Source organism: Virgibacillus chiguensis, from assembly GCF_900129865.1.
GTDB lineage: Bacteria > Bacillota > Bacilli > Bacillales > Amphibacillaceae > Virgibacillus > Virgibacillus chiguensis.
In genome coordinates, this window is record NZ_FQXD01000008.1 from 134,697 (window position 1) to 158,211 (window position 23,515).

The 23,515-nt window shown below is 35.5% G+C and carries 19 protein-coding genes and 1 other annotated feature; of the genes, 1 reads left to right on the forward strand and 18 read right to left on the reverse strand.

The annotated features are described in order from the left end of the window. The first annotated feature begins 206 nt into the window (after positions 1-206). Entirely contained in the window at positions 207-962 is a 756-nt protein-coding gene (locus BUB45_RS10900) for a DeoR/GlpR family DNA-binding transcription regulator (protein WP_073008828.1), read from the forward strand. Positions 963-1,483: 521 nt separating this feature from the next. On the opposite strand, the gene BUB45_RS10905 is transcribed toward BUB45_RS10900, so the two are convergent. From BUB45_RS10905 to argF, 18 genes are all read right to left on the reverse strand, one after another. Then, positions 1,484-1,873: a tautomerase family protein gene (locus BUB45_RS10905; RefSeq protein WP_073008832.1), complete on the reverse strand. Its 390-nt coding sequence runs from the start codon at positions 1,871-1,873 to the stop codon at positions 1,484-1,486. An 80-nt stretch (positions 1,874-1,953) separates the two neighbouring features. Next, positions 1,954-3,006 (reverse strand): inositol 2-dehydrogenase, encoded by a 1,053-nt coding sequence (iolG, locus tag BUB45_RS10910; RefSeq protein WP_244527716.1) that lies wholly within the window; start codon positions 3,004-3,006, stop codon positions 1,954-1,956. Between the two features lie 15 nt (positions 3,007-3,021). Then, on the reverse strand, positions 3,022-4,617 hold the full coding sequence (locus tag BUB45_RS10915) for a solute:sodium symporter family transporter (protein ID WP_073008835.1): 1,596 nt from the start codon (positions 4,615-4,617) through the stop codon (positions 3,022-3,024). A gap of 35 nt (positions 4,618-4,652) precedes the next feature. Continuing rightward, on the reverse strand, positions 4,653-5,678 hold the full coding sequence (iolG, locus tag BUB45_RS10920; RefSeq protein ID WP_073008838.1) for an inositol 2-dehydrogenase: 1,026 nt from the start codon (positions 5,676-5,678) through the stop codon (positions 4,653-4,655). Positions 5,679-5,748: 70 nt separating this feature from the next. Beyond that, the gene (gene iolE, locus BUB45_RS10925) at positions 5,749-6,657 is read right to left on the reverse strand and encodes a myo-inosose-2 dehydratase (protein ID WP_073008841.1); all 909 of its coding nucleotides are present in this window, start codon (positions 6,655-6,657) and stop codon (positions 5,749-5,751) included. Between the two features lie 851 nt (positions 6,658-7,508). Beyond that, complete coding sequence (locus BUB45_RS10930) at positions 7,509-8,744, reverse strand: MFS transporter (RefSeq protein WP_073008844.1); 1,236 nt, start codon at positions 8,742-8,744, stop codon at positions 7,509-7,511. A gap of 120 nt (positions 8,745-8,864) precedes the next feature. Further along, on the reverse strand, positions 8,865-10,532 hold the full coding sequence (gene metG / locus BUB45_RS10935; protein WP_280157440.1) for a methionine--tRNA ligase: 1,668 nt from the start codon (positions 10,530-10,532) through the stop codon (positions 8,865-8,867). Positions 10,533-10,587: 55 nt separating this feature from the next. After that, positions 10,588-10,851: a binding site (T-box leader), on the reverse strand. Between the two features lie 175 nt (positions 10,852-11,026). Then, the gene (locus tag BUB45_RS10940; RefSeq protein WP_073008849.1) at positions 11,027-12,760 is read right to left on the reverse strand and encodes an exo-beta-N-acetylmuramidase NamZ family protein; all 1,734 of its coding nucleotides are present in this window, start codon (positions 12,758-12,760) and stop codon (positions 11,027-11,029) included. A gap of 116 nt (positions 12,761-12,876) precedes the next feature. Further along, positions 12,877-13,230, reverse strand: coding sequence for a PTS lactose/cellobiose transporter subunit IIA (locus tag BUB45_RS10945; protein ID WP_073008852.1), 354 nt, complete (start codon positions 13,228-13,230; stop codon positions 12,877-12,879). After that, complete coding sequence (locus BUB45_RS10950) at positions 13,220-13,978, reverse strand: ChbG/HpnK family deacetylase (RefSeq protein ID WP_073008855.1); 759 nt, start codon at positions 13,976-13,978, stop codon at positions 13,220-13,222. Before BUB45_RS10950 ends, BUB45_RS10945 begins: the two co-directional genes overlap by 11 nt. 10 nt (positions 13,979-13,988) lie before the next feature. After that, positions 13,989-15,266, reverse strand: coding sequence for a PTS cellobiose transporter subunit IIC (celB, locus tag BUB45_RS10955; RefSeq protein WP_212590766.1), 1,278 nt, complete (start codon positions 15,264-15,266; stop codon positions 13,989-13,991). 18 nt (positions 15,267-15,284) lie between these two features. Then, positions 15,285-15,587, reverse strand: a complete 303-nt coding sequence (locus BUB45_RS10960; protein WP_073008861.1) for a PTS sugar transporter subunit IIB — start codon at positions 15,585-15,587, stop codon at positions 15,285-15,287. 15 nt (positions 15,588-15,602) lie between these two features. Further along, positions 15,603-16,904 (reverse strand): 6-phospho-beta-glucosidase, encoded by a 1,302-nt coding sequence (locus BUB45_RS10965; protein ID WP_073008864.1) that lies wholly within the window; start codon positions 16,902-16,904, stop codon positions 15,603-15,605. A 316-nt stretch (positions 16,905-17,220) separates the two neighbouring features. Further along, positions 17,221-19,134: a BglG family transcription antiterminator gene (locus BUB45_RS10970; protein WP_073008867.1), complete on the reverse strand. Its 1,914-nt coding sequence runs from the start codon at positions 19,132-19,134 to the stop codon at positions 17,221-17,223. Positions 19,135-19,466: 332 nt separating this feature from the next. Further along, a complete protein-coding gene (locus tag BUB45_RS10975; RefSeq protein ID WP_084723624.1) occupies positions 19,467-19,952 on the reverse strand; it encodes an arginine repressor in 486 nt (161 codons plus the stop codon). Between the two features lie 119 nt (positions 19,953-20,071). Then, positions 20,072-21,016, reverse strand: a complete 945-nt coding sequence (arcC, locus tag BUB45_RS10980) for a carbamate kinase (protein ID WP_073008870.1) — start codon at positions 21,014-21,016, stop codon at positions 20,072-20,074. A gap of 17 nt (positions 21,017-21,033) precedes the next feature. Next, a complete protein-coding gene (gene arcD, locus BUB45_RS10985; protein ID WP_073008873.1) occupies positions 21,034-22,461 on the reverse strand; it encodes an arginine-ornithine antiporter in 1,428 nt (475 codons plus the stop codon). A 32-nt stretch (positions 22,462-22,493) separates the two neighbouring features. Further along, entirely contained in the window at positions 22,494-23,513 is a 1,020-nt protein-coding gene (gene argF / locus BUB45_RS10990) for an ornithine carbamoyltransferase (protein ID WP_073008876.1), read from the reverse strand. Between the last annotated feature and the right edge of the window lie 2 nt (positions 23,514-23,515).

Below are 23,515 nucleotides of genomic sequence, written 5' to 3' on the forward strand. Positions count from 1 at the left end.
CACCTCTTTTTGAGTTTTATTGTTATCTTTTGATTAACATTTAGTTATATGTTGATTACAATTCAATATTATATTAAACTTATATTAAAGTCAAGGTTTGATCATTTATTATCATCACTTTATTATCAAAATATGGTTAACTGTTGATTAACTACGATGAAAATGGTATCTTGAAATACAATAATATGACTAAGGAAGTGCTTAAAATGAAATTAAAAAGAATACAGGAAATTGAAGCTTACGTTCACGAAAACGGTAGTGCAAGCATTGATGAACTTTGTGATAAGTTTAATGTGTCTAAAAACACGATTCGTCGCGATATAAACAAAATTGTTGAGAATGGAACAATTAAAAAAGTCTATGGTGGCGTTGCTTCTGTTTCTAATCAGCTTAAACCCTACGAACATCGTCACTCCAGCCATTCAGAAGAGAAAATAGCCATTGGTAAAGCCGCAGCGGCGGAAATTGAGGATAACGATCTTGTTTTTATTGATTCCGGTACAACAACTAGTTGTATAGGCGATTTTTTTGATCCAGACAAAAGAGTAACCATCATTACCAATAACTTAAATATCATTAATAAAGCCGCTGAGTTAAGTAATTATCAGCTCATATTAATAGGTATGACATATAAGCGTGCTACCAGATCCTTTGTCAACGTAGAGTCTTGGGAATACTTTAAACGTATCAATATTACCAAAAGCTTTATGGCAGCAACAGGACTTTCAATTGAACGAGGTGTTACGAATTCAGATTTACTAGAATATGATATTAAAAGTCGGATTGTCGAAAAGACGGATCGAAACATTCTGTTAGTCGATCATTCAAAATTCGATAAAGCTGCTTTAGTCACCTATTCAAATATAGAAAAGTTTCATCAAATCATTACTTCAGATTCTATTCCAGAAAACTATAAAGTCTATTGTAAGGAGAAAGGTATTAAAATTAATTATGTCAATTAAAATAAAAGTCATTAAACTTCTAAATCGCTTGCTCATTCCCTTCATTTGCTAGGGCTAATGTATACATTTTGCCCTTTTCTTTTCCCTCCCCCTCGCTTTTTAAAATACGGCATTGTGTTGCTACTATTTTTAGTTTTTATATGCTATCAGCTATTTTTTGCTCTTCATCTTCATTCCCTTTTATAAAACTTGGCTATTACCAAGATCTTTATGAGGATAGAACGCCGTCGTTTCCCCTAAAATATACCCTAAAAAATTTTATATTTAATTAAAGTGAAAAAGAAAAAAACATAACAGAATAAAGTGATCTTCAATCAGTGGGGTTTTCCTCCTTCCCCCACCGATTATCAGTAACCGAAGATATGACCTCATCGCCTCTTAGGAAGGAGGTAACTTAGTTACCCCCGACTTAGACTTGTACAGATTTGCATCTGCAATTCTTTAAGCGAGAGTGTTATAGCACTTTATACCCCGGGACAAATAGCACTTTATCTATTCTGTTACGTTTTTTTGTATTAAATCTATAATTCACCATTTAAAAATTGTGCCTCACCAAATCCAAAGCTCCAATCGCTTGCACTGTTTGTCACAATTGAAACCATTACATCCTTTGAGTCCATACCGCAATTCTCATTCAATTCCTTGACAAGGATGTTGTAGAATGATTTCTTTTGCTTATCCGTTCGAGGAGTACTTCTTACAGAAACGGCCACCACTTTATCGCTTCTTTTAAATCCTAAGCCTGTATCTTCTATAATTAGTTCGTGTTTCGGATGCTGATGAACTATTTGATACCTATCACCCTCAGGAACTTCAAATGCTTTAACAACAGCACGGTGAGATGCATCTAATAATAACTTGATTTCTTCTTCCGTCCTACCTTCTATCAAATCAAATGTAAGTAACGGCATATACATTCCCCCTATTGTTCATACCTTATTTTTGTACGACATCTATAAGATTTAATTTTCTCCATTATCCACAGATAAAATCATTGATATTTTTCTACTTTTATTGGAAGCCCAGTTAATAACGATTCTTTTGCCGCAGAAGCAATTCGTTGCGCCATAATACCATCAACGAAGCCACAAGGAACTTCCTCATCGTTATTAATTGCTTCAAAAAACTGTTCTACCTCTTCTATAAAAGCATCATTATATCTTTCTAAAAAGAAGTGTAGCGGATTACTACTTTTTACGCCCTCTTTTAACAGAACCTCAACACTAGATTCTTTTTCATTATTTACTTTTGCTGATCCTTTTGACCCAAATGCCTCTAATTGCTGATCATATCCATATACTGCTTGTCGACTATTGTCAATAACACCTACTAAACCGTTTTCAAATTTCAAAGTAATTAATGCTGTGTCAATATCTTCATACTGCTTAAACTCTGGATTTATGAGCGCTCCACCTACTACATATACTTCTTCAACCTCAGAACCCGATATGAAACGCGCCATATCAAAATCATGAATACTCATATCCATAAATATACCACCAGAGTGAGATACATATTCCAAAGAAGGGGGTTCAGGATCTCGAGATTGAATCTTTAAAATATGCAAATCACCAATAGCTTTATTTTTTACCAATTCTTTCGTTTTTGCAAAGTTACGATCAAATCTTCTATTAAAACCCAATTGAAACTTCACACCAGCTTGTTTTACTACCTTATGAGCTTTACACGTATTTTCATCTGAGAAGCATATCGGCTTTTCGCAAAAGATGTGCTTTCCTGCTTTTGCTGCTTCTGTGATAATTTGAACATGCAAACTGGTAGGAGCACATATAAAAACCACATTAATTTCTGGGTCGTCTATAATATTTTTATAGTCTTTGGTTAAATTTTCCACTCCAGACTCAGAAAACCAATCTTTCATGTGATCAGCCTGGGGATCTGATACTGTTTTCAGGCGTACATTAGGCATATTTCTCATATTATTAATATGTAATCTCCCAATTCTTCCTGCTCCAATTACTCCTACTACATTCACTTTTTCTTTTTCCATGATTTGATATCCTCTCTCTTTTAGATATTTCATCGTTGTTATTTTCCTTTAATTAGCTAACACAACAGGCGAAAAAACAGTATACATAATTACCACTAATAACAAAGCTATGGCACTCACCCATTTCACATGTTTCCAAGGAGTCATATCAACCTTATTAAGATTTGCTTGGAATTGAAAAGGTTCTTTTAATGGATTTATTCTTGTCGACATCCATAAAACGAAACAATCTAATATAAATAAAACACTAAATATATAAAGATAGTTTATCTCAGCGAGCAACCCTTGAGCTGCAATATAAACAACAAGGTGGAAGGAGAAAGTAATTTTGGCCCCTTGCGCAGTAACTCGCTTGTTCCAAAAACCAAATAGAATAATAACTAGTAACGGCAAACTATATAACCCGTTAAACTCCTGTATAACGTTATATAAGCCAGTCGGTGCAAAAGCAATTAATGGCGCAATGATTATTGATATAAACCCAACAATGACGGTTACAATTTTTCCCATCCTAGCGACTTGTCTATCTGTTGCATCTTTATTAAAGATTGGCTTGTAAAAATCCAAAGAAAACAAAGTGGCCGTTGAGTTTAATGAACCAACAAATGAGCTTAATATTGCACCAAATATAACAGCCGCAAATATGCCATATGCCCATTCAGGTAACACTGCCGAAACTAAACTCGGATAAGCATCATCTTGATTAGCAATGCCTCCATCAAACATATTAAAAGCAACAATACCTGGTAATACTAGAAATAAGGCTCCAAAAACTTTAAAGAAAGCTACATAAAGCGCACCTTTTTGTCCTTCTTTCAAATTTTTTCCACCTAACGCTTTTTGTACAATCATTTGATTACAGCACCAAAAATATAAATTATTGAACAACATCCCTAACATTAAGGTAGGCCATGGGACATAATCAGAATCTATAGCGCCCCAAGCATTTAACTTTTCCGCTGTATTTTCACGAATAAAATGAACCCCGTCCATAGCGCTCCCATTTCCAAGTGTCACTATTCCCAAGATTAATATCAGTATACCTCCTGTAAGTAAACCAAACCCATAAATAGTATCACTAAAAGCACTTAATGAAAGCCCTCCCATTAAGAGGTATAAAACTCCTACAGCGCCAATAAAAGCTGCACAAATAGCAACTGCTATTAGTGGATCTACACCTAGGATTTCATCTATGTTAAACAACTTATTAAAAACCAAAGCTCCAGAATAAAGTACTACAGGCAAAAATGAAGTCAAGTACGTAAACATAAACAGGATGGAGATAAGCCTTTTTGTAAACGTATCATAGCGAATTTCAATAAAGTCAGAAATCGTATTAACGCCATACTTCATGTACCTTGGTAGAAAAACTAAAGCTAGTAAAACAATCGCAATTGCAGAGGTGACCTCCCAAGCCATGACTTCCATACCAGCTGCATAACTTTGACCATTCTGTCCAACTAGTTGTTCTGTTGATAAGTTCGTCATAATGATTGTCCCTGCTATAGACAACCCCGTTAAACTATGACCTCCCATAAAAAATCCTTCTGCAGTAGAAATATCAATATTTCTACTTTTCCGCCATGCATAAAGCCATACTAGAGCTATAATGACAACAAATGTCACTAGGGCAAACGCATTCAATGTATCCCCCTCGTTTCTAACTTCTTTTAATGAATTTATTTAGATATTTCGACCATTTTTCCAGTGTCAACCGATTCTTGACAAGCATTTGCGATTACAGTACTTTCCAAACCATCGTATACAGTTACACCTGGTTGTTTCCCATCCTGAATACATAAAATAAATTCTTTCATCTCTCGGAAAAAGGCCTCTTTAAAACGTTCAGAAAAATGTTGTGAAGTAGGTCTTACTACTCCTTGATTATTAAAAATGGAAACGTGATTCTTTTCAGGTTCCTGCGCAATGCGCAACATTCCTTTTGTCCCTATTAGTTCGGTTTCCACATGATAACCGTGCGTCGCATTTCTACCAGCAACTAACAGAGCCATTGTATTATCCTCTAATTGCATCATAGAAGCTCCAGTTTCTAAATCGCCCAAATCATCCAATTCAGGATAAGCAGTATTCTTTCCAATTGCCCACACGCGTTTCACTTCTTTTCCAGAGAACCATCTGACTAAATCGATATCATGGATAGCCATGTCAGCGAATAGCCCACCACTTTTACTGTTTGTTGCAAATTGCACAAAATTCCCTAATTCAGAAGCTGGATCAATGCCATAACAGCGAATTAAAGTTAAATCACCAATTTCACCATTGTCTACCTTTTGTTTTGCGTATTGATAAGACTTATCATAACGTCTCATAAAACCTAAGTGGAATATTTGTTTCGGATAACCTTCTACTACTTCAATCGTTCTTTCTATATCTTCTACTTCTACACCAATTGGCTTTTCACAAAATACATGCAGCCCTTTTTTCATAGCTAAACGGATATGTTCACCATGAAGCCCCGATGGAGAAGCAATCACTACTGCATCAATTTCAGCATCCAAGAGCATATTTTCAAAGCTTGTATACGCTTTCTCCACACCTAGCTTTGTTTTTGCCATTTGGAGTTCTTCATCCACAAAACTACAAACAGCTACCAATACAGCTTCTGGAATTCTCTCCACAATATTTTCAGCATGAGTAAGACCCATTCTTCCTAAACCAACAATTCCCACATTTATTTTTTTCAATTAGTTCCCAGCCCCTCCTGTGTCATAAATATTCGACTTATTCTAAATAGGTTGATGACGCCAGAGAAAATTACTGTATAGATGTCAATGATTTATTTAAAGGCAATAATGTCTCATCAATGTACTTTTTTCCTTTTAAGGCATATTCTAAAGGATGCGCTTTATTAGGATCTTGTTCTGCTTCTATAATAATCCACCCTTCATATCCAGATGCAAGCAATTTTTTATAAACTGGGATAAAATCAATATTCCCATCACCAGGAACCGTGAACATTCCAGCTAAAAATGATTGTAAAAATGATTTCCCCTCTTTCTTACATTCCTCTTTTTCATCTTTACGAACATCTTTAAAATGAACATGTTTTATTCTATCTATATGCTTATTTAGTAAATGCATATATTCATCATCAGATACATAGATATGGCCTGTATCATAAAGCAAATTCACGTAATTTTGGTCTGTATTGCGCATTAAACGATCGACCTCTTCTAGGGTTTGAATACCCGTTCCCATATGATGATGATAGACAAGTTTCAACTCATATTCATGCGCTACCTTACCAAGAAGATCTAATCCGCTACATAAACGGCCCCATTCTTCATCTGAAAAAAACGGTTTTTCGGCAAATACATTCTTATCAGTTCCCTGAATGCTATACGTTTGTTCAGATACTACAGCGACATCTGCATTTACCGCATTTAAATATTCACAATGCTTACGAAATGCTTTTTCCGCATCCTCGATACCATCTCGAATAATATAACTACTAAACCACTTACCAGCAATTCTTAATTTACGAAGTTCCAATTCCTTATTTAGTACTTCTGCTTCCGGAAAGAAGCCTCCCACTTCTGTTCCTGCATAATCAGCAACAGCAATGTCACTTAAAACATGTGATAGCGTGTTTTCTGCTCCAATTTCAGGAATGTCATCATTTCTCCAACCAATCGGTGCGATTCCCCATGCAATATTCGTCATTAAATACACCCTTCCATATTTTATTAATAAAGTTAACCAATAACTTGTTAATTATATCCTCATAAAATTAAAAACAACAACTTAATATCATATTTTGGTTAAGTATTGGTTATGTTTGATTACATTATATATTTAAAAGCGTTTACAGTCAATAATTTCTTTGTGACATATTAATGTAAAACAAGGTGTATTAAAATTTCTGTATAATTTGGTTGTTTTTTGGTATTATTTTGATTAAGTACAACTATAATGTAGACATAGGTGATCATCATTATAAAACCCATTGGTTCACTCCACATTAGAAAAACTTGGCTTGTCGCCAAGTCTTATGGTGAATGGCGTAGTTTTTCTTATACTATAAACCTATAGACTTTTATACTTTCCTATAGTGGAACAAAGGCACAAGCACCCGTTTAGCAACGTAGCGAGTGGAACGAAACCACTGAAGTTTTAGGAACCATGCCACTAAATCAGGGGTATGCCGACGCCCTAAGGCAAGCCCGTTTTTTAGTCGTCCTCAATATTTAGCACGAACCGATGGTGACTTAGCTTAGGGCAATGAAGTGAAGTCGCCTAGTTGGTGGGCACTGGAGCCGGACGGGGCTCATTCGGTTATTTGGTTACGCCATAGCATCAAATTTTATACTTTCTTATCTTTTAAAAAAAGCTTGGCTTATCGCCAAGCTTTTTTATATATAGAGGCTAAAAATGAAAATGTAACGTCTGCTAAATCTTAGAAAACTTGTTGAAAGCCGCTTATTAGGCTTTTTTTTACCTCAAATTTGATAATTTTAATCCTAAAGTTACCTTACCTTTTCAAAAGAAATATTGGTGCCTTCTTCCTTAATTATTCACACTTCCATATCCAACGTCTCATCCATACGCACTCTAGCAACTACACCAGCTAAAAATGGCAATAAAGCTACCATTCCTATCGCCCAGCCGACCCCCATCACATCAGCTATGAGTCCAGCTAGTAACGCACCAAAAGCATAGCCGCTATCTCGCCAAAACCGATACACCCCCATTGAAGAAGCTCTCCAGTTAGGTGCAGCGACATCACCAATAGCAGCTTGCAACGTCGGATAAACCATTGCCGTTCCTAAACCTAATATTAAAGCTCCAGCGACCCATAGTGAAAAACTGCTAACTAGCAAAATAAACCACAGCGCAATAGCTTGTATCCACATGCCATAAGTAATTAATTTCTTTCTACCAATTTTATCACTTAATATTCCTGTAAATAATTGAAAAAACCCCCATGCAGCTGGGTATAATGCAACTATGGTTCCAGTTTGCGCTACCGATAATCCAACAGAAGTAAAATATAATGGGAACAACCCCCATGCCATTCCATCTTTGAGATTAGTAGATAGACCTGAAAAGCTAATAGCTGAAAGATTCTTGTCCTGCCATGTAGTTAATTGAAAGATTTTTCTCGATGATAAATCTCCTCCACTATTTGTCATAGCTGCGCTTTGCTTCATTTGTAACTCTATATGATGCCTTGTATCTCTCACAGTTAATGATAACAGTATCCCTACCACCGAAATTCCTATTCCGATATAAAATGGCTCGGGTCTCAAAGAATAAGTAGAAGCGACATAACCTGAAATAGCTGCCAATAAAGCTACTCCAGAATAACCAGCGAATTCATTTAACCCCACTGCTGTTCCTCTTTCATTCGACTTGGAAAGATCAATTTTCATATTAACCGTCATGGACCAAGCCAATCCTTGATTAATTCCCAGTAAGATATTGGCAAAAACGATAACCCACCATGCATGCGCAAAAATAATCAACATAGGAACAGATAAACCGACGATCCAACCAAGTAATAACACCTGCTTACGACCAAATCGATCTGCTATATGACCAGCAAAATAATTTACGATCGCCTTAGAAAAACCAAAGCTGATAATAAAAGACAACGCAGCACTTGTTGATGCCAGTCCGAATTGATCTTCGCCTATAATCGGCAAAACGGTTCTTTCTATCCCAACCATTGAACCAACAAACAAGTTCGTAATTACTAATAAGAAAAACTGAACATAATTCTCCTTCATTCCTAGCTTGAATTCACTCATTTTATTCACCTTTGCTTTCTAAAAATTCAGGTATTCGCCAATTCTTTTAGCGAAAGCCGTAGTTCTTATACTAGACCTTTAGACTTTTGTACTTTCCTATCGTACAAGAAAGCAATCCCCTTATAAAGAGGATTGCTTTCTTAACTGTTCTATTTCTTTATCAATAACAATGACATCGATTCTTTCAAATAACGGTTCAGAAATGTTTATAGAAGATGAATCATTACTATCAATGGCTTTCCATTGTATTTCCTCTATGTTAAATGCTTGTTTCAATTTATCACTGGAAAATGGTAGAAACGGATGTAATAACTGAGCTAAATTGACAATAATATAGACACAACTTCTCAACGTATTTTGACAATATTCAGGAGAAGCTTTTACTTGAATCCATGGCTTTTGCTGATCAAAATATTTATTCGCACCTCTAATAAATTCAAAAATTAACTCTAGCGCTTGTTTAAAATGAGTGTGCTCAATCATTTCACCCACTTGGTGATAAAGCTCATCTACCTGATACTTCATTTCTTTATTAATCTGTCCTTTAGGCACGACTCCATGAAAGAATTTTTCAATAAACTTCACACTCCTATTCACAAAGTTACCATAAGCCCCAAGCAGCTCGCTATTATGGCTATAGACAAATTCACGCCAGGAAAAATCAGCATCTCTATGTTCAGGGGCATTAATTGTTAAGAAATACCGTATAGAATCTGGGTCATATTTCTCCAACATGTGCGGAACCCAAACCGCCCAGTTTTTACTAGTAGATAGCTTCTTCTTCTCGATCGTTACATACTCATTAGAAACCATATAAGTTGGAAGGGCCGGCTTATTTATACCTAATAATATACCAGGCCAAATAATTGCATGAAACGGGACATTATCCTTTCCATGAACATAATAAGAGATCGCGTCCTCCCCCCAAAAAGAAGTATGATCCTTCTGATTATCCTCTGCCCATTTTTTACTAGCGGTATAATAACCAGCAACTGCTTCAAACCAAACGTAAATCTTTTTGTGCTCATAACCATCAACAGGTACAGGTACACCGACTGGTAGGTCTCTTGAAATTGCTCTATCATGTAAGCCTTCCTGTAAATATCTTTCTGCTATTTTAAGTGCATTGTCTCTCCAAGTCCCCTTTTCTTTCACATCTTTGAGGTAATGTTCCAATAATTGTTGATAAGTACGCAATTTAAAATAAAAATGCTCTGTGTTTCTTGTTACAGGTGAATTGCCACATAGTTTACATTTTTTATTCACCAGTTCTAATGGTTCAAGTATCTTGGAGCAATGCTCACATTGATCTCCACGTGCTTCTTTTCCACAATGTGGACAAATACCTTCTACGAAACGATCAGGTAAAAACTGTTCACAAGTACTACAATAAGCTTGTTCCACCTCTTTGCGATAAATGTTCCCCTTTTCCATTAAGGTAGTGAATATTTCTCCAACCGTGGTATGGTGATGTTGTGCATCTGTACGTGTATAGCAATCGTAAGTGAAGCCAAGCTGATCAAAACATTGTTTAAACTCTTTATGATACGTATCGGCTATTTTTTTTGGTTCCACTCCCTCTTGTTTGGCCCGTATTGTAATAGGTGTTCCATTACAATCACTCCCGGACACATATAGTACATGATCACCCTTTGCTCTGTAATAACGCGCTAAAATATCTCCAGACAAAAGACTGGATATATGCCCTAAGTGCAATGATCCATTTGCATATGGCCAAGCCCCACCAATTAGTATATTCATCACTTTTTTCCTCTCTTCAAAATTTATAAAAATCTTGTGTTTCCTTTCATGCAAAAACCCCCGTCCAAGACAATAAATATTGTCAAAGGACGAGGGTATACTCGTGTTACCACCTTTGTTCACTAATCATTCACATGAATAGCCTCCATTAGTACGGAACAATAGACAACATGTTCTTATACTATGACATAGATAACGAGTGTCAAATCTCGTCATACCTTTACTTAAAAGCTCAGATATGCAGCTCAGAGACCATGTTCAATCAATTATTCCTTGCTTCTTTTCAGCTACCGAAGCTCTCTGTATAAGAATTCACTTGATCTACTCTTCTCTTCATCGCTTTTCTTCCAAATAATAATAGTCATTATTATTGCACAAGAATGTATAGAAGTCAACGATAACAAATAGAATATAATTCCCTCAACTAGCTTTTACATTAACTCATGATCTGTATTCACTTAGACTTTAATAAATAAAACAACGTCTACAGTTGAAAAAATGAAACATTCGCACTCTTCACTTTAATGCATTATATCAACAACTATCCGCGATGCAAAATCAGGCGTTTCATAGAACACTTTTCTTTCTTGCAAATGAAAATCAGCAATGAACATTGTATCTTTTTTCAAATATTCAATAGATGACAATACAGGACTATTGCTTATTTCAATGGTGCCTCCTTCTTGTAATAACTCACCACAAATCTTTGCATAAGGTATTTGGATAGTTAAAGTATTTTTCCCTTCAACTATTTTAAAGTCATTCATTCTCATATTTATATCTAACACAACTCTAGTATAGTTAGAATGAATACCATACCTTATATTGTTTACATAGCGTGCCGAAACAAGTATTTCTCGGTTAGCTGTATAGCTTCCATATTTTGCTGTTATTTGTCCCTCTCCTTCTTTTTCAGCATGAAATATCTCGTTTTCTATATACCCAATATTCCCTGACGTAGTCCAAGTAATTAAACTAGTATCAATCTCTAGTTTTCTGCCATTTTTATCATAACCTCTTAAAGCTAATGCCACATTTTGACCTAAAATCATTTCCACATCCAAGGGCATAATCCCTAACGCCCCTGATGGCTTGTAAGGTTTGGCTTTATCTGGATAAGGAGGATAAATTAAATACTTATTACGAACATTTTTTACCCACTTATTCAAATCTTCTTGCCACGAGTTAATTATTTCACTGACTGGATGATCGTTCATAATCTTAGTAGGTACTTTAGTATTTCCAATTAAATGAACATAACTCTCATTCATTTTAAATTTTTCTGGGTTTTGATCTCTCATTGCATCAAGCAAGTTTAACCCTAAAGAAACCAAGTCAACTTCTGAAATATTACTTATATGAACCTGTACCCCACCAATTAATTCTCCCTTATACTTTCCGAATCTTGGAGTAAAATAAGCTGGTCGAAACTTAACACCTGCAAGATTACGTTTGTTCATTTCTTCTGCCAATGCTTCACTTTCAATCCATGGAGCACCTACTAATTCAAAGGGTTTTGTAGTACCAATCCCTGTAGACAGTGACGTGTCATCCAATAGTTCCGTTCCAGTATACAAATAAGCTGTCTCTTCAGTAGGAATATTTGGCGATGTTAGAACCCAGGGGAGATGAGTGTCAGAAAAATACACGTTTCTTTTCCAACTTTTAGCTTTAGCTACTTTTACATCTATTCCCAAACTGTATTCTTGGTTCCACATTAAAGCTAATTCTCCAACCGTCATCCCATGCCTTACAGGGAGTAAAAATCTCCCCATAAAACTTACTGCATCTTTTGATCGCAACGGTCCCTCCACTTTCATACCACCAATTGGATTCGGTCTATCTAAAACAATTATTTGTTTATCGTACTCTGCAGCTGCTTCCATAACAAATCCAAGAGTATAAATATAGGTATAAACATTGGAACCTATATCCTGAATATCAAATAATAACACATCTACATCCTCAAGCATTTCTTCTTTTGGCTTCCAAGTCGGACCATATAAACTGTAAACAGGTAAGCCGGTTTTTTCATCTACATAAGATTCCACATACTCTCCAGCTTCCCGGTTACCTCGAATACCGTGTTCAGGACCATACAGTGCCGTTAAATATACTTCTGGATGTGCATATAATAAATGAATGCTACTCTTTAAATCACTTGTAACTCCTGTATGATTTGTAATTAATCCTACTCGCTTCTCTTCTACCCATGATAAATGTTCATTTAAAAAAACTTCAATACCTGGTATCAATTTTCAATCCCCTTCATTCCTTTTTTTAATATATATGAAGAGAGTAATATTTTTAACCGCTTCATGAAACTTTTTCCCCCTATTTTCATAAGTACACCTTATTCAATTGTTGATACTTAGTTATCATACATCCTATTCATTAAATGATTAATTTTTTCACTTTGTTCATTTTGATTTCGATGAAGTATTATTAATTCTTCTATTAAGCTTTTTTCTGATATTACAGACATTAAATGATCCTGAGCATGAACTAATAAGACAGGGATATTTTCAAGCTCTCCCTTTGTATCTTCTTGAATTAGCTTCGTTTGTAATTTATGCGCTTGTAATAATTCAGTATGAACAAGCTTCATTGAAGATTCAATGGCATTAAATTCAGCCTCCCGAGCATGATTTAATGCCTCATACAAATGTTGTTTTGCATTGCTTGCATGTAAAATAATATTCATTGATGCATTCTCAACGTCCATCCGCGACTCCTCCATAATGAATCAATTCAATAGATTGTTTTTGTATATGTTCTTTCAACTTGATGTTAGTTAAAACAGCCACTTCTATCATTCTCATACTGTTATAACTGCTAATTTTGTATAAACTAGAATCCATAAATCCTGGGTGGCACATCATTTCTGTAATTCCTGGCTTTAAACTTGTTATCATATCTTTAAGATTATTTATTGAAACGCTTTCTTCCCCATAAAAACCTCCACAAAAATAATCTGGACTCGCTATTTTATACGATATCTTTGTGTCAGGAAGCAATCTAACCGGCATATTATAGTTTTTTGCAGTCTCTAAAACGACATCCAGTAACAATGGAAAATGATGGTGCAGGTGATGATGACTATCTATATGCGTTATATTCCCATACCATTTATGTGCTAAATCAAGCTGAGCCTCGACCTCATTTTTTATATCCTCTCTTTTAGCAGATTGCATTAACCCTTCCTTTTTCAAAAAATATCCAGAATGACTCGTTAAACTACTTTGGGAAGCAAAGACGGGACGACCTGCATCAAAAACGAGATGCAAGCCTACTCCCAAATTAGGATGTTTTTTTGCTTCTTTTAAACTCTCTTTGGCAAATGGCATATTAACCATGACAGTTGTACTTGATACGATGCCATATTGATGAGCAAATAGAATTCCATATGTCACACCAGCCGTAAGCCCAAAATCATCCGCATTTATAATAAGTTTGACTGTATTGTTACCCATAATAAGACTCCTAACTTTCTGTAGTAGCAGCCACTGACTCACTAGCTTGCTCTTCTTCTAATAGTTTTTTATCGTACAAACGGAAAAACGGATAATAAATACAGATAGCTACAATAATATTGATCATCATTAATACACCACCACGCCAATCACCTGTTGTCAATATTCCAGAAAAAGGAGGCGGTGTCGTCCATGGAACAATTACATAAGGTTTTCCTACAAATCCAAGCGACATTGAAAAATACGTGATAATACCTACTGTTAATGGTGCTAGTATGAAAGGTAAAAATAACAACGGGTTCATTACAATTGGAGCTCCAAAAACGATTGGTTCACTTATATTAAAGAAACTTGCCCAAATAGAGCCTCGTCCCAATCCTTTTAAATGCCTCGAACGAGCTCGCCAAACAAAAAGTATGGTTAATGCTAAAGCCATGCCTGAACCACCAACTGCCCACCATATCGCCATAAATGGTTGCCCAATTATATATGGAAGTTCCTCACCAGCCTGTTGTGCAGCAACATTTTGTTCTGTTAAACTATACCAAATTGGAGCCATAACACTTGCTACAACGGATATGCCATGAATTCCAAACGACCACAGTAAATGGATAAGAATTATTGCAATAACTGCTCCCCACAAACTTGATCCCATAGCTTCTAAAGGCTGCCTTAAAATAGCGGCGACTACTCCATGCAATGATAAATCGAAGAAGTGACGCAACAATAAATCTACTCCCCATACTATAAAAATAATGACCGCTCCGGGAATAAGAGCTGTAAATGCTCGCCATACTGACGGGGGCACCCCTTCAGGCATACGAATAACAACGTTTTTGTTTTCAAAAAAACGGAAAACTTCTACTGTGAAAATGGCTAAAACAATAGCAATAAATAGTCCTTCACTTCCCATTAAGTTTAACGGTATATTTCCTTCTTCAGTCAAAGGGGTAGCGACGAAAAATGTAGCCACACTTAGTACACCAGCAGATAATTCATCCATTCCATAGCTTTTCGCAAGACTATATGCAATTGAAAAAACTGCGATTAATCCTAACAAACCAAAGGTAGCATTTACCGGAATACTTAACGTTTGTGCATAGGGTTTCATAAATTCAGCCCACGATTCAATTGGTGGAGATGAAATAATTAGAAAAACGCTTCCAATAATTAATAGCGGCATTGTTGCTATAATTCCATCTCTAACTGATTTTAAATGACGTTGTTCAGCTAATTTCCCTGCAACTGGCATAAAATAACGTTCCATAAATTCATTAAAACGATTCACCATACACCCTCCTCATCATTACTTTTTTAAGTGAAGCGCCTGATCCAGCACTTTTTCACCATCTGTTGCCCCATATGCTTGCATATCAATAATAGCTATTGGCACCTTTTCCTCTTCTGCTTTTTTATATAATTCCTTTTTTTTATAGCGAATTTGTGGACCTAAGAGTATGACATCCGAATCTTTAAGTTGTCTATCTATCTCCTCTACTGAATGTGCTTCTATTTTCACATCCAACTCTCTTCGATTGGCCGCTTTCTTCATTCTTTCTACCAAAAGACTTGTACTCATCCCTAATGCGCAAAGCAACGTTATTTTCATTGTACGTTTCCCTCCTTAAATCTTAAATTGCGGTAAAAATTCTTTATTAACAAAAAACATTTCTTTTAAAATAGTTTTCGCCTGTTCAGCGGATGGAATAAGTGGGTGTGATGTCAGTGCTTGATGGGCAACGCCTTTATCCCCGTTCACCCCAGCTTCAACAGTGAGCTCTTCGTATGCTTTAACATGTTGTAACAGTCCTCTGATTTGCGGAGAAACTTGTCCTACTTGCAATGGAGTAACCTGATGCCGTTCCACCACACAATTTACTTCTATACAAGCATTGATGGGTAGACACGAAATTGCTCCATTATTACGAACATTTAATGTATGCACTTCTTTTGTATTCAACTCAATCGATTTCATCAAATGAACAGCCGCCTCCGAATAGTACGCACCTCCTCTTTGTTCTAAGACTTTTGGTTTTTCAATTAAATTTGGGTTTTGATAAGTTGCAAATAGTTCTCGCTCAATCTTTTGAACCTGGTCAGCGCGGGTTTCATTTCGTTTAAATTCTTCCAATTGTTGTTGTAAAATTTGATCAGACTGATAATAGTATTTATGATAACCACATGGAATAGCACCTAAAGATCTTAAGAACTGAAGATCCCAGCCAAAGTCAGGAATATTTTTTGCTTCATAAATATCTGAACACCCATGAAAAACATCTTTGATCCTTGACTCGCCTTTAATATATAACTCAGTCAGCCAAAGTAAATGATTTATACCTGTGAAGTTGATACTAACATCGTTCATAGAAACGTTATAAATAGCTGCAAATTTTTTATAATAGTTTATTGGATTATTGCATAAACCAATAACTTTTACATCGCTATGTTTTAATACTGCCTCTGTTACAATGCCTGCTGGATTGGTAAAATTCAATAGCCATGCTTCGGGAGCAAGTTGCTCTATATCATTACAAATATCTAAAATAACTGGTATGGTGCGTAATGCTTTCATAAAACCACCTGCTCCAGTGGTCTCCTGACCGATTACTCTATGTTTTATAGCAATATATTCATCATATCGACGCATTTTAAGTTGCCCAACTCTAAATTGGGTAATAATATAATCTGCACCTTTTATCGCCTCTTGTCTATTGAAAGTTGCAATAATTTTAACTGAATGTCCTGATGCTTGAATCATTCGCTTTACTAACCCTTCTATAATGGACAACTTCTGTTTTCCTTCTTCTATATCTACTAACCAAAGCTCCTCTACTCGTAAAAGTTCTTGATTGTTAATAATCCCCTCTAACAATTCAGGTGTATAGGAAGAGCCCCCTCCAATTACCGCTATCTTTAATCCAGTCATTGAAAATCAACATCCTTTCTATGAATATTAAATTAAAAATTTATTTCACCTTCATCATAATATGTTAATGCATACATATCGAGCTTCACTTTTACCGCTAGTAACGGTAAAAAGTCACTTCGACCTAAAAATTTTCCCCTTTTTCAATAGATATAAAGTTATGTTTTAGAAACATAAGAAAAACTACAGCTTTTGCCATAAGATTTGGCGAATCTGTAGCTTTTCTATTCTTATAAACCTTTAAGCTTTTATACCTATACACCTATAGTGTAATAAATAACTATACGTTCAACTAAAATACTTGCTTCTTTTGAGGCTATTCTTTTATTATTTCTATTACATTCCTATACGTCTTGCACCTTAGTAACTGGAAGACCTTTTGTTTATCATCAATTAAATGGACAAGAGATTGATACATGGGTTGCAAATCTTCTTTCCTATTTTTATTTATATTCAGCAATAGGACTAATTGAACAGATTTGTCGCCCCAGTTTACGGGACGACACAAAGTTAATATAGAGAGAAAGGTAGCATTTGTTCCTGGTTTTAGTGGATGGGGAATTGCTACCATATTACCAAAACTCGTTGGTGAAAAACTCTCTCGTTCTAATACAGATTGTATATAATCTGTGTCTGCTTGCCCTTTCTGTACTACGTTATTTGTTAAAAATCTAATAATTGAATGTGGCGTTCGAAAATCACGTTGCAAAAAGGTAAACTCTGAAAAAATAAATTCTCGTAAGTTTATATCCGAATAATCTAACATACGCTCGATTTTAGAAATATCTATATTACCAAGAATACTACTTATATGAACAACTGGTATTGGTAGTTTATTTTTTATTGGAATTGTACTAATGATAAAATCATAATTTTTAAGATTTAAACGTGTTAAGTTATATTGTTCTACTGTTTCAGTAATATGAAGCTTCTTCCCAAAAATATTTGTCAACTTATGCATAAGCAATTGCGAACTCCCCAGACCCGTAGCGCAAACAATTAAACTACGCTTGCGCTCCTTATATGAGCGTTTTGCCTTTTCTAATGCAGCCTCTATATGAAGCGCAATATAGCCGATTTCACTTTCATTAAACTGAACACTAAATCGTTTATTTATTACACTAACCCCTGTTAATGCCGCTTCAAATGAAAGAGGATATTTCATTTTTATTTCCTCCAACATTGGATTACGTAAATTCATTTGATAACGAAATCGACTAATTGCAGGTTTAAGATGTAGGCATAAATTTATTAGCAGTTCTTCGTCACCTGTTAACTTTAAATCGTACGCATCATCAATGACCTGTATAACCTGCTTTGCTACACAATAAATATTCTCATCAACTATATTTTGAAAATTTAAGTTATCAGGAGTGGAAGTCAGCTTGGCTCCTTTTAAATGAATAGTTAAATAAGCAACTTCTGTTTCAGGAAATTTAATTCCTAATCCGCTTTCCATTCTCTCTAATATCTTTTTTGCTACTTCATATTCTTTTTCATAAAATAACGAATATACTTTTTCTCTCATAAATTCAACAGACTTGTGTTCTAGCAAACGTTTGTATGCAATTGATACATGAATAATTAAATTATGTAAACTAATATCAGAAATAGCAATATTATATTTTCTGATATTTTCGATAATGGAATTTCTTATGATCGTCAATTCTTTCAACGATAAAATATTTCTCATTTGCTCCTTTAAAAGTAACGGGTGCTGATTAAAAATGTATTCAGACAAACAAAAGCGAATTAACGTTTCATCACCAACTATTTTCATACCAAAGTTGGGTTTATGTTCAATAAATAGCCCATAAAGTTGTAGTAATTTTCGAACCTTTTTTAAATCACCTTGTAAAGTGGATCTACTAATGAATAACTCTGCATGTAAATCTTCCATTTTTATAAAACCATTACTAAATAATAGTTTCTCTAATAGATAATTTACTCTTTCATTTGAATCTACGGGGATTTGAGAGCGACGCTCATTTACATTACTTGATAACAATTCATTTATTTTCCTATTATCTTTCCCTTTTAAGATATACCCTTTTCCCCGTAATGACTTAATACACATATTGTAGTCACTAAGAATCATATTTAAATGTTTTATTTCCGTTCTTACTGTCTTCGGACTTACGTTAATCTCCATAGCCAGTTGAGCGCTCGTCAAAACCTTACTTTCCTCTTTATCAAGCAATTTTAAAATAGCAAAGTGGCAAGATTTCATAAGCTCACCTCAGTTATATAAGATAGATTTTAAAATCAGCAGCTAATTACTCTATTGCAATATCATGATTTCATTTTCATACAAAAAGCTAACCTAACACATCGTCATCTCACGAAACTCTCCCCATTATTTGATTTTATTATACACAAGTATTAATTGTTTGTAAAAACTTATAACAATATTTTATTGCTTTGTAATTTCTACTCATTTTTACAAAGTAAGGGTATATAAAAAGCGCATGAAGTAATGCGCTATCGTTTTTGAAAATTTAAAACGCAAATAAAACTTTTATCATCTAATAAATGGGAGTCCATATTTTTCTATTCAATTGTTTAATTTCTACCTCTACCCCATATTTCCAAACACTTCTTTTTTACTTTTTCTGCTTCAGATTCTGTTTTGCATAGTAATAAACAATTGTCATCACCACTAATGACACCTGCTAGTTGCTTCCATTCTAACGAATCCATCATATATCCAATGGCTTTCGCATTGCCTGGATCTGTTCTAATAATGACAAAGACACCTGACACTTCAATGGATAAGATCGCTTCTGAAAAATACTGTTGTAACTTTTGAATCGTTGATTTTTCTGTTACATTATTGGGTAAATGATAACTCTCTACCCCATTTGAAGAATACTCTTTCCTCACTTTTAATTCCTGTATATCTCTTGAAATGGTTGCTAGTGTAATATCATACCCTTGATTCTTTAATAATTCACGCAATTCTTTTTGTGTACGCACTTCGTTGGTTCGTATAATTGCACAGATTTTTTCTTGCCGTTCTTTTTTATTGATAAAGCAAAACCCCTCCATTTCCTAGAGAATTTTCCTACCTGGGCAATCCTTAAAATGCTAGCTCCCGCTTCAAGTTTTAAAATGAAAAACCCAATTCCTTGAAGCGAGAGTTTTTATAAGCAAATAAAGCATCCTATCTATTCATTTTTAATAACTGTTCCAGCATTTTCCCCTACAGCTTCCGCAGCTTTACTTAGTGAAGTAATAATACATTTTCTACCAGGTTTCGATTCAACAAATGTAATGGCAGCTTCTATTTTTGGCAACATACTACCTGCAGCAAATTGACCATCTTCCGCGTATCTTCGTAATTCTGTTGTGGTAACTTGTTCGAGCACTTTTTGCTCTGGTTTTTGATAATTTACATATACATGTTCTACTTCAGTTAAAATTACTAACTTATCTGCTTGAATGAGCTCTCCTAATTTCTCAGAAGCAAAATCTTTATCTATCACAGCTTCTACACCAATCATCTGCTCATTCTTAGAATAAACTGGAATACCACCGCCACCCGTACTAATCACAATCATTTCCTTATCCATTAAAGCTTTAATGACTTCATGTTCTAAAATTCTCAATGGCTGAGGCGAAGGAACTACTCTTCTCCACCCTCTTCCAGCATCTTCCTTAAATGTAATGTCGTTCTTGTCCATCTGTTCCTTCGCTTCGTTTTCCGAGTAAAATGGACCAATTGGTTTGCTTGGTTGTTGAAAAGCTTTATCATCCGGATCAACTTCTACTCTAGTTACAACCGTAGCTACTTGGTTGTTAAGGCCAGCTTCATGTAACTGACCATAGAGTGCATTCTCCAACCAATAACCAATCATTCCTTGACTCATAGCCCCACACGTATCCAAAGGCATCGCAGGCGTCTGTTGACTATGAGATTGAATTTGTTGTAATAAAATATTTCCTACTTGAGGACCATTACCGTGTGTAATAGCTACTTGGTAGCCTTGTTTAATAATTTCTATTAACTGTTTTGCCGTATGGTTTAACGCTTCTTGCTGTGCTTCAGCAGTTGCACTACCAGACTGAATCGCATTACCGCCTAGTGCAATCACAATACGTTCATTCGCCATTTCATCCTTCCTTTCTGTTAGATGGTTATCCTGCCAGTAACTAAGCCACCTATTGCAATTACTGCTAAGACAACAAATGCAATCATTAGCGATTTTTCTACCTTCGTGTCTTGCTTTTGAATGCCATTTTCTTTTAACGCCCGTTTATAAAGAATGATCCCTGGAGCATATAACAACATCGTTAAAAGCAAGTAGCTTATTCCAGCAGCATATACGAGCCACAAAGCATAAATGCTCGCAATAAAACCAATCACTTTCTCTTTGATACGTTTTTCTCCTACTTCATATCCTTCACCTGTCATGGTCAATTTTACTTGGTAAAAAGCCGATAACATATAGGGAATAAGGATAGCTGAAGTTGCCAAAGAGAACATAAAATTATATGCTGCTTCAGAAAATAAAAGCGTTATTAGAAATAGTTGGATAAGCCCATTGGTTAACCATAACGAATTGACGGGGGCGTGATTTTTGTTCTCTTTTGCTAGCCATTTAGGAAACACTTTGTCTTTTGCTGTGACGTAAGGTAACTCCGCTGCGAACAACGTCCAACCAAGCCAAGCTCCCATAACCGAGATAATCAGACCAAGGTTAATAACAATAGCTCCCCATTTCCCAACAATTTCTTCTAACACGTAAGCCATTGCAGGATTTGGTAAATTAGCTAATTCTTCTCTTGACATAATCCCTAACGATAACAAAGAGATTAAAATGTAAATTAAAAGCACACTAATTAACCCAATTACTGTAGCTTTCCCAACATCAGAACGATTTCTTGCTCTCCCTGACATTACAACAGCACCTTCAACACCGATAAATACCCATAAAGTAACTAACATCATGCTTCTAACTTGTTCACCAACAGAAGCCCAACTAAAACCTTCACTGCCCCAGAATTCAAATGAAAATGTATCCCATTTAAACGCAATGATCGCTATAATAATAAACAAAAATATAGGAATTACTTTAGCAATCGTTGCTACCGTATTAATAAGCGCAGCTGAACTAACACCTCGTAAAACAAGAAAATGTACGGACCATAAAACGACGGAAGCACCGATAATACTAGCGACATTTTGACCGCCTTCGAACATAGGGATAAAGTAACCAATTGATGAAAAAACTAATGTAGCATAAGCGACGTTACCTAAAAACGCCGATAACCAATAACCCCATGCACTATTAAAACCTAAAAATGTTCCAAACCCAGCTTTTGCATAACTGTAAATACCGCTATCCAATTCTGGTTTCCTTTGGGTTAAATTTTGAAAGACAAAAGCAAGGGCTACGATTCCAATGCCTGTAATAATCCAGCCAATAATAGCTGCACCGGAATTAGATCCAAGTGCTATATCTCCGGCTAAGTTGAATGCTCCTCCTCCAACCATGGAACCGACAACTAGCGCAATAAGCGCCACTAACCCTAGCTTTTTTTCATCTTCACTCATTTTGTGCACCTCCCTTTATAAATAGGGGTTGATTAGCTAATTTCATTTCCATTCGTGGCAGCCATTACAGCCTTAATCGTATGCAATCTGTTTTCTGCCTCGTCAAAGACAAATGAATTTTTGCTTTGAAATACTTCGTCTGTTACTTCCATTTCCGATAGACCAAATTTTTCGTGTATATCTCGTCCTACTTCTGTCTCTAAATCGTGAAAGCTCGGTAAACAATGGAGGAACATGACATTATCTTGATTACCTGTTTTCTCAAGCATTGCTTTATTTACTTGATATGGGTAAAGTAAATCAATTCGCTCTTTAAACTTATCTTCTTCTCCCATAGATACCCACACATCGGTATAAATCACTTCAGCTCCAGAAACAGCTTCATCAATATCAGAAGTAATCGTAATGTTTGCTCCAGAATCTTTTGCCACTTCTTCCGCGTAACGAACTACATCCTCATCCGGAAATAATACCTCTGGAGAGCAAATGCGCACATCCATGCCAACCTTCGCACAGCCGATTAACAAGCTGTTTCCCATATTGTTTCTACCATCACCAACATAAACGAACTTAACACCTTCTAAATGTCCAATATGTTCTTTTATCGTTAATAAGTCGGCAAGAATTTGTGTAGGGTGGAATTCATTTGTTAACCCATTCCATACAGGAACGCCAGAATTTTCCGCTAAACCATTTACCGTTTCCTGATCAAATCCGCGAAATTGAATACCGTCAAACATTCTTCCTAATACAATGGCTGTATCACGAACAGATTCTTTCTTCCCAAATTGAATATCATTTTTCCCAAGATATTCTGGATGTGCTCCTAAATCAATGCATGCTACTGTAAAGGCGCAACGTGTTCTGGTAGAAGGTTTTTCAAATAATAGGGCAATATTTTGCCCTTTCATATAATGGTGTGGCGTGCCAGATTTTTTCTTTGCTTTTAAATCAGCTGCTAAATCAAGCAAATAATGAATCTCATCCGCTGTAAAATCTTTTAATGTCAAAAAATGTTTACCTGTTAATTGTTTCGTTAACTTTGTCGCCATTT

What these genes read in the sequence shown, in the direction of transcription:
- iolG (WP_244527716.1), bottom strand. Translation starts at nt 3,006, where the DNA reads ATGAAATATCTAAAAGAGAGAGGATATCAAATCATGGAAAAAGAAAAA.
- BUB45_RS10905 (WP_073008832.1), bottom strand. Translation starts at nt 1,873, where the DNA reads ATGCCGTTACTTACATTTGATTTGATAGAAGGTAGGACGGAAGAAGAA.
- BUB45_RS10930 (WP_073008844.1), bottom strand. Translation starts at nt 8,744, where the DNA reads ATGAGTGAATTCAAGCTAGGAATGAAGGAGAATTATGTTCAGTTTTTC.
- arcC (WP_073008870.1), bottom strand. Translation starts at nt 21,016, where the DNA reads ATGGCGAATGAACGTATTGTGATTGCACTAGGCGGTAATGCGATTCAG.
- iolE (WP_073008841.1), bottom strand. Translation starts at nt 6,657, where the DNA reads ATGACGAATATTGCATGGGGAATCGCACCGATTGGTTGGAGAAATGAT.
- BUB45_RS10975 (WP_084723624.1), bottom strand. Translation starts at nt 19,952, where the DNA reads ATGGAGGGGTTTTGCTTTATCAATAAAAAAGAACGGCAAGAAAAAATC.
- BUB45_RS10970 (WP_073008867.1), bottom strand. Translation starts at nt 19,134, where the DNA reads ATGAAATCTTGCCACTTTGCTATTTTAAAATTGCTTGATAAAGAGGAA.
- BUB45_RS10965 (WP_073008864.1), bottom strand. Translation starts at nt 16,904, where the DNA reads ATGACTGGATTAAAGATAGCGGTAATTGGAGGGGGCTCTTCCTATACA.
- BUB45_RS10945 (WP_073008852.1), bottom strand. Translation starts at nt 13,230, where the DNA reads ATGGACGTTGAGAATGCATCAATGAATATTATTTTACATGCAAGCAAT.
- BUB45_RS10960 (WP_073008861.1), bottom strand. Translation starts at nt 15,587, where the DNA reads ATGAAAATAACGTTGCTTTGCGCATTAGGGATGAGTACAAGTCTTTTG.
- BUB45_RS10900 (WP_073008828.1), top strand. Translation starts at nt 207, where the DNA reads ATGAAATTAAAAAGAATACAGGAAATTGAAGCTTACGTTCACGAAAAC.
- BUB45_RS10950 (WP_073008855.1), bottom strand. Translation starts at nt 13,978, where the DNA reads ATGGGTAACAATACAGTCAAACTTATTATAAATGCGGATGATTTTGGG.
- argF (WP_073008876.1), bottom strand. Translation starts at nt 23,513, where the DNA reads ATGGCGACAAAGTTAACGAAACAATTAACAGGTAAACATTTTTTGACA.
- arcD (WP_073008873.1), bottom strand. Translation starts at nt 22,461, where the DNA reads ATGAGTGAAGATGAAAAAAAGCTAGGGTTAGTGGCGCTTATTGCGCTA.